This is a genomic window from Mesorhizobium loti, from assembly GCA_014189435.1.
GTDB classification, from domain to species: Bacteria; Pseudomonadota; Alphaproteobacteria; order Rhizobiales; family Rhizobiaceae; genus Mesorhizobium; species Mesorhizobium loti_G.
In genome coordinates, this window is the sequence record CP050293.1 from 2,885,635 (window position 1) to 2,902,252 (window position 16,618).

Sequence of the window (16,618 nt, forward strand, 5' to 3'; positions counted from 1 at the left end):
CCGGGTTGCCCCGACGGCCTTGTTGCCTGAGATTCCTAGAGCGGTTCATCGAAACGATGAACCGCTCTATCTTTTTTTTGGCCGCCGCGCTTACTGCGCGGCGGTTGTCATGTCGGCCAGCATCGGCTCGGCGACTTCCACACCGGAGGCCTTGCGGCGCTCGTCGATGATCAGTTCGTCGCGCGAGGTGGCGATGCGCCGGATCTGGCTCATCGTGCCGCCGGTGCCAGCCGGGATCAGCCGGCCGACGATGACGTTTTCCTTCAAGCCCTGCAGCATGTCGGTCTTGCCGGCAACAGCGGCTTCCGTCAGCACTCGGGTCGTCTCCTGGAAGGAGGCGGCCGAGATGAAGGACGGCGTCTGCAGCGATGCCTTGGTGATGCCGAGCAGCACCGGCAGGCCTTCGGCCGGCTTCTTGCCGTCCTCGACCAGACGCTCGTTGACCTCTTCCAGCTCGATCACGTCGACATGATCGCCCGGGATGTAGGTCGAGTCGCCCTGCACCGTGATCTCGACCTTCTGCAGCATCTGGCGAACGATCACCTCGATGTGCTTGTCGTTGATCGACACGCCCTGCAGACGGTAGACTTCCTGGATCTCGTTGACGAGGTAGGAAGCAAGTGCCTCCACGCCCTTGATCGCCAGGATGTCGTGCGGCGCCGGATTGCCGTCGAGGATGTAGTCGCCCTTCTCGATGACGTCGCCGTCCTGGAGATGGAACGGCTTGCCCTTCGGGATCAGGTATTCGACCGGCTCAAGCGTCGAGTCATGCGGCTCGATGATGATGCGACGCTTGTTCTTGTAGTCGCGGCCGAAACGGATCGTGCCGTCGATCTCGGCGATGATGGCGTGATCCTTCGGACGACGGGCCTCGAACAGTTCGGCAACACGCGGCAGACCGCCGGTGATGTCCTTGGTCTTGGCGCTTTCCATCGGAATACGCGCCAGCACGTCGCCGGGGCGAACCTGCGAGCCCGGCTCGACCGAAAGAATGGCCTCGACCGAGAGCAGGAAGCGGGCGTCGCCACCCTTCGACAGCTTGCCGACCTTGCCCTTGGAGTCCTGGATGGCAATCGCCGGCTTCAGATCGTTGCCGCGTGGCGTCGAGCGCCAGTCGATGACCTCACGCTTGGTGATGCCGGTCGACTCGTCGGCCGTTTCCTGGACGGAAATGCCGTCGACCAGATCCTCGTACGACACCCTGCCCTCGATTTCGGTGAGGACCGGACGGGTATAGGGATCCCATTCGGCGATACGCTGGCCGCGCTTCACCTTGTCGCCATCGTCCACGAAGATGCGCGAACCATAGGTGAGACGGTGCGAGGCACGCTCCTTGCCGGCTTCGTCTAGGATCAGCACCGCCATGTTGCGGCCCATGACCATCTGCTGGCCGTCGGAGTTGCGCACCACGTTGCGGTTGCGGATCTCGACCTTGCCCTCATACGAGGCTTCAAGGAACGAGCTGTCCACCACCTGCGCGGTACCGCCCATGTGGAAGGTGCGCATGGTGAGCTGGGTGCCCGGCTCGCCGATCGACTGCGCCGCGATGACGCCGACAGCTTCACCCTGGTTGACCGGGGTGCCGCGGGCAAGATCGCGACCGTAGCAGACCGCGCAGACGCCAACCCTGACTTCGCAAGTCAATGCCGAGCGGATGCGGACCGACTGGACGCCGGCCTTTTCGATCTGTTCCACGTCACGCTCGTCCATCAGCGTTCCGGCCTTGACCAGGATCTCGCCCGACACCGGATGGGTGATGTCGTCGAGCGACGTACGACCCAGCACGCGCTGGCCGACCGAAGCGACGACCTGACCGGCATCGACGATCGGCTGCATGGTGAGGCCCTTGTCGGTGCCGCAGTCGACGGAGTTGACGATGCAATCCTGCGCCACGTCGACCAGACGACGGGTGAGGTAACCCGAGTTCGCCGTCTTCAAGGCGGTGTCGGCCAGACCCTTGCGGGCGCCGTGGGTCGAGTTGAAGTACTCGAGCACGGTCAGGCCTTCCTTGAAGTTCGAGATGATCGGCGTCTCGATGATTTCACCCGACGGCTTGGCCATAAGGCCGCGCATGCCGGCAAGCTGACGCATCTGGGTGGGCGAGCCACGCGCACCGGAGTGCGACATCATGTAGATCGAGTTCATCGGCTTTTGACGGCCATTGTCCTCGAACTCGACCGCCTTGATGCGGGCCATCATTTCGTCGGCGACCTTTTCCGAGCACTTGGCCCAGGCGTCGACGACCTTGTTGTACTTCTCGCCCTGCGTGATCAGACCGTCATTGTACTGCTGCTCGTATTCCTTGGCCAAAGCCTCGGTGTCGGAGACCAGCTTGATCTTGGCGTCCGGGATCAGCATGTCGTCCTTGCCGAACGAAATGCCGGCGCGGCAGGCATGGCTGAAGCCGAGTGCCATGATGCGGTCGCAGAAAATGACCGTCTCCTTCTGACCGCAGTGGCGGTAGACGGTGTCGATCATCTTGGAGATGTTCTTCTTGGTCATCTCCTGGTTGGCGGTCTCGTAAGGCACGTTGACGTTCTTCGGCAGAAGCTCGCCGATGATCATGCGGCCAGGGGTGGTGTCATGGATCTTCGACACGACCTTGCCTTCGGCGTCGACCGTGCGGAAACGACCCTTGATCTTGGAGTGCAGCGTCACCGCCTTGGTCTCGAGCGCGTGCTGGAGTTCGCCCATGTCGGCAAACACCATGCCTTCGCCCGGCTCGTTCTGGTTGACGATCGAGAGATAGTAGAGACCCAGAACCATGTCCTGCGACGGCACGATGATCGGCGCGCCGGAAGCCGGGTGCAGGATGTTGTTGGTCGACATCATCAGCACGCGGGCTTCAAGCTGCGCTTCCAGCGACAGCGGCACGTGAACGGCCATCTGGTCACCGTCGAAGTCGGCGTTGAAGGCCGTGCAGACCAGCGGATGCAGCTGGATCGCCTTGCCTTCGATCAGGATCGGCTCGAACGCCTGGATGCCGAGACGGTGCAGCGTCGGCGCACGGTTCAACAGCACCGGATGCTCGCGGATGACCTCGTCGAGGATATCCCAGACTTCCGGACGTTCCTTTTCGACCAGCTTCTTCGCCTGCTTGACGGTCGAGGAATAACCCTTGGCGTCGAGACGGGCGTAGATGAAGGGCTTGAACAGTTCGAGCGCCATCTTCTTGGGCAGGCCGCACTGGTGCAGCTTGAGCTCCGGACCGGTGACGATGACCGAGCGGCCGGAATAGTCGACGCGCTTGCCGAGCAGGTTCTGACGGAACCGGCCCTGCTTGCCCTTGAGCATGTCGGACAGCGACTTCAGCGGGCGCTTGTTGGCGCCGGTGATGACACGGCCGCGACGGCCGTTGTCGAACAGCGCATCGACGGCTTCCTGCAGCATGCGCTTTTCATTGCGCACGATGATGCCGGGGGCGCGCAGCTCGATCAGCCGCTTCAGACGGTTGTTGCGGTTGATGACACGGCGATAGAGGTCGTTCAGATCCGACGTGGCGAAGCGGCCGCCGTCCAGCGGGACAAGCGGGCGCAGGTCCGGCGGGATCACCGGGACCACCTTCATGATCATCCATTCCGGACGGTTGCCGGATTCCATGAAGTTCTCGACGACCTTGAGCCGCTTCAGATACTTCTTCTGCTTCAGCTCGGAGGTGGTCGAAGCCAGTTCCGAACGCAGGTCGCCGGCGATCTTCTCCAGGTCCATGCCGGCCAGGAGGTCATGAATGGCCTCGGCGCCGATCATGGCGGTGAACGAATCCTCGCCATACTCGTCGACGGCGATCATGTACTCTTCCTCGCTGAGCAGCTGGTGCTCCTTCAGCGCGGTGAGGCCAGGTTCGGTGACGATGTAGTTCTCGAAGTAGAGGACGCGCTCGATGTCCTTCAGGGTCATGTCGAGCAGCGTGCCGATGCGCGACGGCAGCGACTTCAGGAACCAGATATGGGCGACGGGCGCGGCCAGTTCGATATGGCCCATGCGCTCGCGGCGAACGCGCGACAGCGTGACTTCGACGCCGCACTTCTCGCAGATGACGCCCTTGTACTTCATGCGCTTGTACTTACCGCACAGGCACTCATAGTCCTTGATCGGGCCAAAAATGCGCGCGCAGAACAGACCGTCACGCTCCGGCTTGAAGGTGCGGTAGTTGATGGTCTCCGGCTTCTTGATCTCGCCGAAAGACCAGGACAGAATCTTCTCAGGGCTGGCAAGCGATATCCGGATGGAATCGAACACCTGCGCAGGCGCCTGCGGATTGAAGAGATTCATGACCTCTTGGTTCATGCCGTTCTCCTTTTCGGGGTCCTCGAAAACCCCTTGCATCTAGTCGCGAGCCAAACGCCCGCCGTCTTGTCGGCCCACTGGCCGAAGAATTTCGTGCATCCGGTCGCGGGAGCCCGCGACCGGATGTCTTGTTTTTACTCGGCCGCGTCGGGCAGCCGGATCGGGTTGTCGTCGAGCTTGGTGTTCTCCAGCTCGACATTGAGGCCGAGAGACCGCATTTCCTTGACGAGAACGTTGAAGCTCTCGGGGATGCCGGCCTCGAAGGTGTCGTCGCCACGGACGATCGCCTCGTAGACCTTGGTGCGGCCGGCGACGTCGTCCGACTTCACCGTCAGCATTTCCTGCAGCGTGTAGGCGGCGCCGTATGCTTCGAGCGCCCAGACCTCCATCTCGCCGAAGCGCTGGCCACCGAACTGCGCCTTGCCGCCCAGCGGCTGCTGGGTGACGAGCGAGTACGGACCGATCGAACGCGCGTGGATCTTGTCGTCCACGAGATGGTGAAGCTTGAGCATGTAGATGTAGCCCATCGTCACCTTGCGATCGAACGGTTCGCCCGTGCGTCCGTCATAGAGCTGCGACTGACCGCTGGTGTGCAGGCCCGCCTGCTCCAGCATGATGTTGATGTCAGCCTCATGCGCGCCGTCGAACACCGGGGTCGCGATGGAGACGCCGCGGCGCATCTGCTCGCTGAGGCGAACAATGCTCTCGTCGTCATATTCGCGAACCGGCTCGTTGCGGTCGTTGGCCGGGATGAAGCTCTCGAGCGTCTTGCGCAGCGGCTTGATGTCGCCCGCCACCTTGTACGCGTCGATCAGCTCGCCGATCTTCTTGCCCATGCCCGCGCATGCCCAGCCCAGATGCGTTTCCAGGATCTGGCCGACATTCATGCGGCTCGGCACACCCAGCGGGTTGAGCACGATATCGGCATGCGTGCCGTCCTCGAGGAAAGGCATGTCCTCGACCGGAACGATCCGCGACACGACACCCTTGTTGCCGTGACGGCCGGCCATCTTGTCGCCGGGCTGCATCTTGCGCTTCACGGCCACGAAGACCTTGACCATCTTCATGACGCCCGGAGGCATTTCGTCGCCGCGCTGGACCTTCTCGACCTTGTCCATGAAACGCTGTTCGAGCGCCTTCTTGGAGTCGTCGTACTGGCCACGCAGGGCTTCGAGTTCGCTCTGGAGCTTTTCGTTCTCCACGGCAAACTGCCACCACTGCGAACGCGGATACTCGTCGAGCGTATCCTTGGACAGCGTCGAGCCCTTCTTGAAGCCCTTCGGTCCAGCGATCGCTTCCTTGCCGACGAGCACGTCCGAAAGACGCGCGTAGACGTTACGGTCCAGAATGGCCTGCTCGTCGTCGCGGTCCTTGGCGAGGCGTTCGATCTCCTCGCGCTCGATCGCCATGGCGCGCTCGTCCTTCTCCACACCGTGGCGATTGAACACGCGCACCTCGACGACGGTGCCAAAGGTGCCCGGAGGCATGCGCATCGAGGTGTCGCGCACATCGGATGCCTTTTCGCCGAAGATGGCGCGCAGAAGCTTCTCTTCCGGCGTCATCGGGCTTTCGCCCTTCGGCGTGATCTTGCCGACCAGGATGTCGCCCGGCTGAACTTCCGCACCGATATAGACGATGCCGGCTTCGTCGAGGTTCTTCAGCGCTTCTTCCGAGACGTTCGGGATATCGCGCGTGATTTCCTCCGGCCCGAGCTTGGTATCGCGCGCCATGACCTCGAACTCCTCGATATGGATCGAGGTGAAGACGTCATCGGCGACGATGCGTTCGGACAAGAGGATCGAGTCCTCGTAGTTGTAGCCGTTCCAAGGCATGAACGCGACCAGCACGTTGCGGCCGAGCGCCAGATCACCGAGCTCGGTCGACGGACCGTCGGCGATGATGTCGCCCTTGTTGACCCGGTCGCCCATACGAACCAGCGGACGCTGGTTGATGCAGGTGTTCTGGTTCGAACGCTGGAACTTCATCAGCCGGTAGATATCGACGCCGGACTTGCCCGGATCGAGATCCTCGGTGGCGCGGATAACGATACGCGTCGCGTCCACCTGGTCGACGATGCCGCCGCGGCGGGCGCCGATGGCGGCGCCCGAGTCACGGGCGACGATCGGCTCCATGCCGGTGCCGACGAACGGCGCCTCGGCGCGCACCAGCGGCACGGCCTGACGCTGCATGTTCGAGCCCATCAGAGCGCGGTTGGCGTCGTCGTTTTCCAGGAACGGGATCAGGGCCGCGGCCACAGACACCATCTGCTTGGGCGACACGTCCATCAGATCGACGTTTTCGCGCGGCGCCATCATCACTTCGCCGGCGCTGCGGCAAATGACGAATTCGTCGACGAAACCACCGTTCTTGTCGAGCTCGGCGTTGGCCTGCGCGACATGGTGCTTGGCCTCTTCCATCGCCGAGAGATAGACGACGTCATTGGTCAGCTTGCCGTCGACGATCTTGCGGTACGGGCTCTCGATGAAGCCGTACTTGTTGACGCGTGCGAAGGTGGCCAGCGAGTTGATCAGACCGATATTCGGGCCTTCCGGCGTCTCGATCGGGCAGATGCGGCCGTAATGCGTCGGGTGCACGTCGCGCACCTCGAAGCCGGCGCGCTCGCGGGTCAGACCGCCCGGTCCAAGTGCCGAGAGACGGCGCTTGTGGGTGATCTCCGACAGCGGGTTGGTCTGGTCCATGAACTGCGATAGCTGCGAGGAACCGAAGAATTCGCGCACGGCGGCGGCCGCCGGCTTGGCGTTGATCAGGTCCTGCGGCATGACCGTGTCGATCTCGATCGAGGACATACGCTCCTTGATCGCGCGCTCCATGCGCAGCAGGCCGACGCGGTACTGGTTTTCCATCAGCTCGCCGACCGAACGCACGCGGCGGTTGCCGAGATTGTCGATGTCGTCGATTTCGCCCTTGCCGTCACGCAGTTCGACCAGCGTCCTGACCACGGCCAGGATGTCGTCCTTGCGCAGTACGCGCACGGTGTCCTCGGCCTTGAGCTCGAGACGCATGTTCATCTTGACGCGGCCAACGGCCGACAGATCGTAGCGCTCACTGTCGAAGAACAGCGAGTTGAACATGGCTTCGGCGGTTTCAAGCGTCGGCGGCTCGCCGGGGCGCATGACACGATAGATGTCGAACAGCGCGTCCTGGCGGCTTTCGTTCTTGTCGACGTTGAGCGTGTTGCGGATATAGGCGCCGACATTGACGTGGTCGATGTCGAGAACCTTGATCTCGTCTTCGCCGGTGCCGAGCAGAACCTTCAGCGTCTTCTCGTCGATCTCGTCGCCGGCCTCGAGGAAGATCTCGCCGGTGCCGTAGTTGACGATGTCCTCGGCCAGATAGTTGCCGAGCAGATCCTCGTCGGTCGCCTTGATCGCCTTGAGACCCTTTTCGCCAAGCGCCCGTGCCTGGCGTGCGGTGATCTTCTTGCCGGCTTCGACAACGACTTCGCCCGTATCGGCATCGACCAGGTCGCCGACAGCCTTGAGGCCGCGGAAACGCTCGACGTTGAACGGAATGCGCCAATGGTCGCCGGCGCGCTTGTAGGTGATCTTGTTGTAGAAGGTCGACAGGATCTCTTCGCCATCCATGCCGAGCGCCATCAGCAGCGACGTCACCGGAATCTTGCGGCGGCGATCGATGCGGGCGTGCACGACGTCCTGGAATCGAACTCGATGTCGAGCCACGAACCGCGATAGGGAATGACGCGCGCGGCAAACAGAAGCTTGCCCGACGAGTGCGACTTGCCCTTGTCATGGTCGAAGAAGACGCCCGGCGAACGGTGCATCTGCGAAACGATGACGCGCTCGGTGCCGTTGACGATGAAGGTGCCGTTCAAGGTCATGAGCGGCATGTCGCCCATGTAGACATCCTGCTCCTTGATGTCCTTGATGGACTTGGCGCCGGTGTCCTCGTCGATATCGAACACGATGAGGCGCAGCGTCACCTTGAGCGGCGCGGCATAGGTCAGGTCGCGCTGACGGCATTCGTCAACGTCGAATTTCGGTCCTTCGAACTCGTACTTCACGAACTCCAACATCGAGGAGCCGGAAAAATCGGAGATCGGGAAGACCGACTTGAAAACGGCCTGCAGTCCCTCGTCCGGACGCCCACCCTTGGGCTCCGCCACCATCAGGAACTGGTCATAGGATGCCTTCTGAACCTCGATCAGGTTCGGCATCTCCGCAACTTCCGGGATCTTTCCGAAGAACTTGCGTACGCGTCTGCGGCCATTGAAAGTCTGGGTCTGGGCCATCGTCGCTCCTTAGCTCTAAACTCGGGACGAGCCTCGCCGCGGCTCGCCTTGCATGCTGGGCCACCTTGGCGGCAACCCTCTGTCTGTTTTCCCGGCGCCTGTCGGCGGCCGGCTAGAACGGGAGAAAACCCGTTTCCTGAAGGCCGGTTTTCGGCCCTCAGGAAAGAGGTTCTCGTACGTCTCGCGCTACGCGTCCTCCCTTCCAGCGAAGGGAGTGGCGGACGGCGCGAGGCCGCCCGCCGCTTTTACGCTTACTTCAGTTCGACCTTGGCGCCGGCTGCTTCCAGCTGGGCCTTGAACTTGTCAGCGTCGGCCTTGGAAACGGCTTCCTTGACCGGCTTCGGAGCCGCTTCGACCAGATCCTTGGCTTCCTTGAGGCCAAGACCGGTGATGGCGCGGACTTCCTTGATGACGTTGATCTTCTGAGCGCCTGCCTCGGTGAGGACGACGTCGAATTCCGTCTTTTCCTCGGCCGGAGCAGCAGCGGCCGCAGCGCCGCCAGCAGCGGCAACCGCCACCGGAGCAGCAGCGGAAACGCCCCACTTTTCTTCCAGAAGCTTCGACAGCTCGGCCGCCTCGAGGACGGTCAGCTTCGAAAGGTCGTCTACGATCTTTGCGAGATCAGCCATTGTTGTATTCCTTCATAAGGTTCGAACGTGTGTTTGTGATAGCGAGGAACGGCCTCATGCCGCCTCGTCCTTCCGGGCGTAAGCGCCGATGACGCGCGCGACCGAGGCCGCTGGCGCATTGACGATCTGGGCGATCCGGGTTGCCGGCGTGGCGATCATGCCAACCAGCCTGGCGCGCAGCTCATCGAGCGACGGAAGTGTGGCGAGTGCCTTCACACCGTCGGCGTTGAGCGAGGTGGTGCCCATTGCGCCACCGAGAATGACGAGCTTGTCATTTCCCTTGGCGAAATCGGACGCGACCTTCGGCGCCGCAATCGGATCCTCCGAATAAGCAATCAGCGTCTGTCCCTTGAACAGCTCGATGATCGATGCGGAGTCCGTGCCCTGAAGAGCGATTTTGGCGAGACGGTTCTTCGCGACTTTGACGGTGCCACCGGCAGCGCGCATTTTCGACCGAAGGTCGTTCATTTGCGCGACGGTGATACCGGCGTAGTGGGCCACGACCACTGAACCTGCGTTCGAGAACGCACCGTTCAGGCCCGTGACGAGTTCGCGTTTTTCCGCTCTGTCCACTGCCTATCTCCAGTTGACCCCTGCCCCATTAACGGGGACAGGCGTCGGGTTGCCTTTGTCGGCCGGGCCATCCAGTAACGGATCTCCCGAACGACGCTCGAGGATCCTGCCCCCTTTCGCCACATCGACGGCCAAGCCGGCGATGCGCAGACAAAAGGCAAACACGGTTCGAACCTTTCATTGGAGCAATCGCTCCGTTGTCCGGTCTTCACCCGTCTCATGCAGGCCCAAATCGAATTAAGGCTTCTGGGCCGCCTGCAATCTCGGACAGGATGTCCGGAAACCTCTCGGCTTCCGGTACCGGGCCGCCGACAAGTCGGAGGCCCGGAATTCACTTGCGGATCAGCCCTTTAGCGACCGATCCAAATGTTCGTATCAGGACGCTGTGAGCGTCGCGACGTCGAGCTTGAGGCCCGGGCCCATCGTCGAGGTGACCGACACCTTCTTGACGTAGTTGCCCTTGGCGCCAGCCGGCTTTGCCTTGGTCACGGCATCGGCGAAGGCGCGGATGTTCTCTTCCAGGGCCTTGACGTCGAAGGAGACCTTGCCGACGCCGGCATGAACGATGCCGGCCTTCTCGACGCGGAACTCGACGGCGCCGCCCTTGGATGCCTTGACGGCGGCGGCAACGTCGGTGGTGACGGTGCCGACCTTCGGGTTCGGCATCATGCCGCGCGGGCCGAGCACCTTGCCCAGACGGCCGACGAGCGGCATCATGTCCGGCGTGGCGATGCAGCGATCGAAATCGATCGTGCCCTTCTGGACGATGTCGACCAGATCCTCGGCACCAACGATGTCGGCGCCGGCGGCGCGCGCTTCGTCAGCCTTGTCGCCGCGTGCGAACACAGCGACGCGCACCGAGCGGCCAGTGCCGTTCGGCAGGTTGACCACACCGCGGACCATCTGGTCGGCATGGCGCGGGTCGACGCCGAGGTTCATGGCGACTTCGATGGTCTCATCGAACTTGACCGAGGAACGGTCCTTGAGCAGCTTCAGCGCATCACCCAGGGCATAAGCCTTGTTGGGATCGATGCCTTCGCGGGTCTTCGATACACGCTTTGCAATCTTTGCCATGATCTTAGCCCACCACTTCCAGACCCATCGAGCGGGCGGAGCCCTCGACCATGCGCATGGCCGCTTCGACGTCGTTTGCGTTCAGATCCTTCATCTTGGCGGTGGCGATCTCGCGGACCTTTTCACGCGAAACCGTGCCAGCCTTGACCTTGCCCGGCTCCTTGGAACCAGACGTCAGGTTCGCCGCCTTCTTCAGGAAGTAGCTCACCGGCGCCGTCTTCATGACGAAGGTGAAGGACTTGTCCTGATAGTAGGTGATGACGACCGGAACCGGCGATCCCTTTTCCATTTCCTGGGTCTGCGCGTTGAACGCCTTGCAGAATTCCATGATGTTGATGCCACGCTGACCAAGCGCCGGGCCGATCGGGGGAGACGGCGTGGCCGATCCCGCTTTCACCTGGAGCTTGAGCTGGCCTGCAATTTTCTTAGCCATCTCTTTTCCTGCCTTTGTCTATGCCGACCCCCACTGTCTGGGAAACCCGGCGGTTGCAGTCTGGTGGTGCGATCCATGCGGCCGGCTAAAGCCGCACTCGTCTCCCACCGTTCTTATAAAGCCGCGCGATCTCCGCGCCGCCCTTCCCTGCCGCGCTTGGCGGCGGGATTTCGGATCAGCCCTTTTCGACCTGTCCGAATTCCAGATCGACAGGCACGGCGCGCCCGAAGATCGAAACTTCCACCTTGAGCCGCGCCCGCTCCTCGTCCACTTCCTGGACGAAACCGTTGAACGACGCGAAGGGACCATCCGAAACGCGGATCGCTTCGCCGATCTCGAACGTGACCGAGGGCTTGGGCCGCTCGACGCCTTCCTGCACCTGGTTCAGGATGCGCTGCGCTTCCGCCTCGGTGATCGGCACCGGCTTGGAGTCACCCAGGAAGCCTGTGACCTTCGGCGTGTTCTTGACCAGCGAGAACACAGCGTCGGTCAGGTTGGCCTTCAAGAGCACATAGCCCGGGAAGAACTTGCGCTCGGCATCGACCTTGCGGCCGCGACGGACTTCGACGACCTTCTCGGTCGGAACCACGATCTGATGGATATCGGCGGACAGACCCTTCTGCTTGGCCTTGTTCTCGATATCCTCTGCGACCTTCTTTTCAAAGTTCGAATAGGCGTGGACGATGTACCAGCGCGCGGTCATTTCAAGACTTCTCCGTAATCGCCGGACTTAGCGTCCGATGCCCAGAATCTGTTCGACCGCAAGGCCCATGAGCTGATCAGCGGTGAAGAAAAAGATCATCGCGATCACTGCGAAGGCCAGAACCATCACCGTCGAGATCATCGTTTCGCGCCGCGACGGCCAAGTCACCTTGGCGGTCTCCGCGCGGACCTGCTGGAGAAAGACGAAAGGATTTGTGGTTTTCGAAGCCATATGCCGCTCTGTCTTCAAGACCCGTTGGCCGGGTCTCCTGGATGATCCCGCTGGCCGGGACGTGCCGCCTGAGCCCAATCTCGCGCCGAATCAGCGCAATCATTTCGCCCATGCAAATCAGACGCGTAAAGCCGGCTTCCCAGCTCCACGCGTCGCGTGTCTGTTTCGTCTACATAAAACCGATTCTTGATCCACGCAAGTGGCAAGTGTCCGCTTTATGACCAAACGCCGCCTCGGAACCATCCAGTCGTTCCGTCCCGGCTATGGCGCCCTTATGCCCCAAGAGAGCTAATATGGCAAGCGGGTCGCCGATTTTCAAAGGGCAGACCGTAGAAATATCGTTTTGAAACGTCATTTCGAGAAATGGCGAAACATCACGTCGAGTGCCATTTCGAGAAATGGCACGGGCAGCAGGGCTCGAACCTACGACCTGCGGTTTTGGAGACCGCCGCTCTACCAACTGAGCTATGCCCGTATCGTGCGCGTGTCGGCGCAGCAGGCGCTTCCTAAAAGCTTCCGCACGCTCTGTAAAGAGCGGTTTGCAAGCAAAGGCGCCTTAACCCCTGCGCCAGAAATCGGGATAGCTGACAACCAGCCCGTCGCGGTCGATCTCAAGTTCCCGCCTGAAGTCGCTGACACGCGATTCATAGCGATGTCGCCTGCCCTCTTCGCGCACCTCCTGATGGGACGGCCGGAGCTATTTGGCGTCCGGCACTCGATAGGGGCCGCCCGGCACGCCCCAGCCCCAGGCCGGCATCGGTTCCGTCTCGGGATCGCAGGTCTCGCCGAGATTGGAATTCATCTTGGCCAGCCGCGATCCCCATTCGACATAGCCCATGAAGGCCGAACGGAATTCCGGATCGTCGGGCAGGCCGACCGCGTCGGCGGCATCGGCCAGGAGGTCGATCCAGCGGCGGCGCTGCTCCTCGCTCAGATGCTTGCCCAGATGGTGCATGACCATCTCGCGGTGGCCGCCAAATTGCTCGCTGTAGGTTTTTGGTCCGCCGAAAACCTCGCCGATGAAGGCCGCGACATGGGCGGGATGATCCGGCGACATGGTCTTGAACACCGGCCCGACGATCGGATCCTGCGCCACCTTGTCATAGAAAGTCTGGGTCAGCCGGTTCAAGGCCTCGCTGCCGCCGGCCCACTCGTAGAGTGTCGGGATATCCTGGCTCATTCTCGATCCTCCGCCAGCCCCGGCGCCGCAAGCAACGACGATAGCGGAAAGATCGAGAGTGTCTCAACCTGCCTCGATGGCCAGTTTCCGACGCCGCCGCGCTCTACAATTTGGCGGGCGCGTCAGCCTCGGCATTGGCGGACGGCCGGATCCGGCAATTCTGCGGTTTCGGGACCGCCTCGCAGATGGTGGCGCCGGTCAGCGCGTCGACCGATTGCAGGCCCGTCGTCAGCCCGACCTTCAGCATCATGTCGGGTTCCAGCTGGCGCTCGACCGAACGCCGCTCGATGGCTGCGAACAGAGCGGGATCGATCGCCATCTCCTCGAGATAAGCCTTGACCATCTGCTTTTGCCCCATCGGATACAGGCTAAGCCGCGCCCGGGGACCGACAAGCCGCCGGACGCCACCGGCAAGCATGAGCGCGCAGGCCGAATCGCACTCCACGCCCGCATCGGTGCTCAGCCCGGCATAGGCGCCCTCTTTGGCCAGGCAACTCCACTCTCCCGGGTCACAGCCGACGAAATCGGTGCGGCCAACGGCGACGTCGAGCTTCTTTTCATGGATAAGCCGTCCCGCCGCCAGAGCGCTGAACAGGTCGCCTCCCGTTGAGCTGATCACGACAGGCAGTTGCCGGTTGCCGAGCGTGGCGAGCAATTGGCGCAGCTTCTGCGGGGTCCGAGGTGTGATCGCGCCTTCCGCCGATATCCATTCCGGGCAGTCGGGATTGCAGAGCGGGTTGCTGCCGCGAACCACGACAAAGCGCATGTCTTCATCGCGCTGCACGCCCTCGGGCTCCACCGGTAGCGGGGTGGGCCTGACTGCGGCCGTCGGGCCATCGGCTGGCTTGTTCCCCGGTATTTCGCGGCAATTCGCGGCCAACCGGTCCGGCCTGCACAGGCTTGCGGCGGTCAACAGGTCTACGGCGTCCGCACCGGTGACCAACTTCATCGCCAGCATGTCGTCGAGGGCGATCTGGTGGATTTCGCTGGCCGGGGTGCTCTTCATCGTTTCGAGCACGCTCTGTTCGATACCCATCTCGTCGAGATAGGCCGCCAGTCTTTTCTCCACCGACTTGCTCATCTCGTAGGTCTTGTAGCTGCCGGCGTTCTTACGGCTGACGATCTTTGTGTTGAGGACCTTCTTCTTGCCGCCCACGATGCGGTAGGTGGTCCGGTATTGCAGTTTCGTGCGGATGTAGGTTGTGGTGATCTGATGGACGCCGAGATAGGCCCATTCGCCGACCAGACGCCGGACACCGCCGGCAAACATCAAGGGGCAGGCGGAATTGCACATCGCACTATAGGCAAGGGCATTGCCGAAGTAGCGGGCGCCATTCTTGTCACGGTCCGGGCAACCGTTCGCGTCGGGCTGGCAACCGGAGAACACCGTCTTGCCGATGGCAATATCGAGCTTGTTCTTGCGGATCAGCCGGCCAAGCGCCAGCGCCGCCTCGACATTGCCGCCGGGAGAATTGACGACAACAGGCAGCTTTCGCCCGCCAAGCGTCTTCAGCATGCGTTTGAACAGGGCCGGCGTTCCGGCTTCTATCGAGCCTTCCGCCGAGATCCACTCCGGGCAGATCGGCTCGCACCCCGGTGCATTGCTGCGGACAATGCCAAACCGCATCGTCGGGCCGAGATCCGGGGCCGTATCCGCCGCAAAGGCACGCCCTGTGACAAGCAACGCCAGCAGACAGATCAGCCGCAGCGACCACAATGCCCGACGATGGAAAAGGCGCCCTGGAACCATTTGGAAAAAGCCCCTTGATGCAACCTATACTAGACGAGGTCCAAAGGCTTGCAACAGGGTCCGGCGACAACGCGGGGCACCGATCCTCGGCGCAAAGAAAAGGGCGGCCCCAAGGACCGCCCTTTCCGTTTCGAACCGATCCGGCACAGGCCGGCGTCGATTATTCCTTGATGGTGACGACGATGCCGGCACCGACGGTGCGGCCGCCTTCACGGATAGCGAAGCGCAGCTTCTCTTCCATGGCGATCGGCACGATCAGCTCGACATCGACCGTGATGTTGTCGCCCGGCATCACCATCTCGGTGCCTTCCGGCAGCGACACGATGCCGGTCACGTCCGTCGTGCGGAAGTAGAACTGCGGACGGTAGTTGGTGAAGAACGGCGTGTGACGGCCACCTTCGTCCTTGGTCAGGATGTAGGCTTCAGCCACGAACTTCTTGTGCGGCTTCACCGTGCCGGGCTTGGCCAGAACCTGGCCGCGCTCGACACCTTCACGATCAACGCCGCGCAGCAGCGCGCCGATGTTGTCGCCAGCCTGGCCCTGATCGAGCAGCTTGCGGAACATCTCGACGCCCGTGCAGGTCGTCTTGGTCGTCGGACGGATGCCGATGATCTCGAGTTCCTCGCCGACCTTGACAATGCCGCGCTCGACGCGACCGGTCACGACCGTGCCGCGGCCCGAGATCGAGAACACGTCTTCGATCGGCATCAGGAACGGCTTGTCGAGCGGACGAACCGGCGTCGGGATGTAGGCATCGACCGCAGCCATCAGCTCGCGGATCGCGTCTTCACCGATCTTCTTGTCCGAATCTTCCAAGGCAGCCAGAGCCGAACCCTTGACGATCGGAATGTCGTCGCCGGGGAACTCGTTCTTGGTCAGAAGCTCGCGAACCTCGAGCTCGACCAGTTCGAGCAGCTCGGCGTCGTCGACCTGGTCGACCTTGTTCAAAAACACAACGATCGACGGCACGCCGACCTGACGGGCGAGCAGGATGTGCTCGCGGGTCTGCGGCATCGGGCCGTCGGCAGCCGAGACGACCAGGATCGCGCCGTCCATCTGCGCGGCGCCGGTGATCATGTTCTTCACATAGTCGGCGTGGCCGGGGCAGTCGACGTGAGCGTAGTGGCGGTTGGCCGTCTCGTATTCGACGTGCGCCGTCGAGATCGTGATGCCGCGCGCCTTTTCTTCAGGGGCAGCGTCGATCTGGTCGTAGCGCTTGTATTCGCCAAAATACTTGGTGATCGCCGCCGTCAGCGACGTCTTGCCATGGTCGACGTGGCCAATCGTGCCGATGTTCACGTGAGGCTTGTTACGCTCGAATTTACCTTTTGCCATAGTATCTTTCCTTGGACGGCCTGGACCTTCAGTTCAGTCGAATGCGGGGCGATTAGCGACAAAGGCCAAAAAACACAAGCGTCTTTTGGCCGGGTGCCGTCTCACTCAGTCCGAACCATCGATCCGATTGCGGGGATGTGGCGCTGATATAG

General features: G+C 62.1%; 10 protein-coding genes, 1 tRNA gene and 2 pseudogenes. All 13 read right to left on the bottom strand.

The features are described from left to right. Window positions 1-90: 90 nt before the first annotated feature. The 13 genes and pseudogenes from rpoC to tuf all read right to left on the bottom strand — a co-directional run bounded on the left by rpoC (window position 91) and on the right by tuf (window position 16,466). On the bottom strand, window positions 91-4,287 hold the full coding sequence (rpoC, locus tag HB777_14090; GenBank protein ID QND64907.1) for a DNA-directed RNA polymerase subunit beta': 4,197 nt from the start codon (window positions 4,285-4,287) through the stop codon (window positions 91-93). Between the two features lie 134 nt (window positions 4,288-4,421). Beyond that, window positions 4,422-8,557 (bottom strand): annotated as a pseudogene (gene rpoB / locus HB777_14095) (DNA-directed RNA polymerase subunit beta). A 251-nt stretch (window positions 8,558-8,808) separates the two neighbouring features. Continuing rightward, on the bottom strand, window positions 8,809-9,186 hold the full coding sequence (rplL, locus tag HB777_14100; protein QND64908.1) for a 50S ribosomal protein L7/L12: 378 nt from the start codon (window positions 9,184-9,186) through the stop codon (window positions 8,809-8,811). A 54-nt stretch (window positions 9,187-9,240) separates the two neighbouring features. Beyond that, the gene (rplJ, locus tag HB777_14105; GenBank protein ID QND64909.1) at window positions 9,241-9,759 is read right to left on the bottom strand and encodes a 50S ribosomal protein L10; all 519 of its coding nucleotides are present in this window, start codon (window positions 9,757-9,759) and stop codon (window positions 9,241-9,243) included. A 375-nt stretch (window positions 9,760-10,134) separates the two neighbouring features. Further along, the gene (gene rplA / locus HB777_14110) at window positions 10,135-10,833 is read right to left on the bottom strand and encodes a 50S ribosomal protein L1 (GenBank protein QND64910.1); all 699 of its coding nucleotides are present in this window, start codon (window positions 10,831-10,833) and stop codon (window positions 10,135-10,137) included. A 4-nt stretch (window positions 10,834-10,837) separates the two neighbouring features. Continuing rightward, entirely contained in the window at window positions 10,838-11,266 is a 429-nt protein-coding gene (gene rplK / locus HB777_14115) for a 50S ribosomal protein L11 (GenBank protein ID QND64911.1), read from the bottom strand. A 175-nt stretch (window positions 11,267-11,441) separates the two neighbouring features. After that, window positions 11,442-11,969, bottom strand: a complete 528-nt coding sequence (nusG, locus tag HB777_14120) for a transcription termination/antitermination protein NusG (GenBank protein ID QND64912.1) — start codon at window positions 11,967-11,969, stop codon at window positions 11,442-11,444. Window positions 11,970-11,996: 27 nt separating this feature from the next. Then, entirely contained in the window at window positions 11,997-12,200 is a 204-nt protein-coding gene (gene secE, locus HB777_14125) for a preprotein translocase subunit SecE (GenBank protein ID QND64913.1), read from the bottom strand. 399 nt (window positions 12,201-12,599) lie between these two features. After that, window positions 12,600-12,675: transfer RNA gene (locus tag HB777_14130), tRNA-Trp, on the bottom strand. 81 nt (window positions 12,676-12,756) lie between these two features. Continuing rightward, window positions 12,757-12,870: pseudogene (locus tag HB777_14135) on the bottom strand (hypothetical protein). A 27-nt stretch (window positions 12,871-12,897) separates the two neighbouring features. Further along, on the bottom strand, window positions 12,898-13,380 hold the full coding sequence (locus tag HB777_14140; GenBank protein QND64914.1) for a globin: 483 nt from the start codon (window positions 13,378-13,380) through the stop codon (window positions 12,898-12,900). 103 nt (window positions 13,381-13,483) lie between these two features. After that, on the bottom strand, window positions 13,484-15,130 hold the full coding sequence (locus HB777_14145) for a hypothetical protein (protein ID QND64915.1): 1,647 nt from the start codon (window positions 15,128-15,130) through the stop codon (window positions 13,484-13,486). Window positions 15,131-15,290: 160 nt separating this feature from the next. Beyond that, window positions 15,291-16,466, bottom strand: coding sequence for an elongation factor Tu (tuf, locus tag HB777_14150; protein QND64916.1), 1,176 nt, complete (start codon window positions 16,464-16,466; stop codon window positions 15,291-15,293). Between the last annotated feature and the right edge of the window lie 152 nt (window positions 16,467-16,618).

Bases quoted from the DNA above. Each gene is read 5' to 3' on its own strand.
- HB777_14140 (QND64914.1), bottom strand. From the start codon at position 13,380: ATGAGCCAGGATATCCCGACACTCTACGAGTGGGCCGGCGGCAGCGAG.
- secE (QND64913.1), bottom strand. From the start codon at position 12,200: ATGGCTTCGAAAACCACAAATCCTTTCGTCTTTCTCCAGCAGGTCCGC.
- rplL (QND64908.1), bottom strand. From the start codon at position 9,186: ATGGCTGATCTCGCAAAGATCGTAGACGACCTTTCGAAGCTGACCGTC.
- rplK (QND64911.1), bottom strand. From the start codon at position 11,266: ATGGCTAAGAAAATTGCAGGCCAGCTCAAGCTCCAGGTGAAAGCGGGA.
- rpoC (QND64907.1), bottom strand. From the start codon at position 4,287: ATGAACCAAGAGGTCATGAATCTCTTCAATCCGCAGGCGCCTGCGCAG.
- tuf (QND64916.1), bottom strand. From the start codon at position 16,466: ATGGCAAAAGGTAAATTCGAGCGTAACAAGCCTCACGTGAACATCGGC.
- rplA (QND64910.1), bottom strand. From the start codon at position 10,833: ATGGCAAAGATTGCAAAGCGTGTATCGAAGACCCGCGAAGGCATCGAT.
- HB777_14145 (QND64915.1), bottom strand. From the start codon at position 15,130: ATGGTTCCAGGGCGCCTTTTCCATCGTCGGGCATTGTGGTCGCTGCGG.
- nusG (QND64912.1), bottom strand. From the start codon at position 11,969: ATGACCGCGCGCTGGTACATCGTCCACGCCTATTCGAACTTTGAAAAG.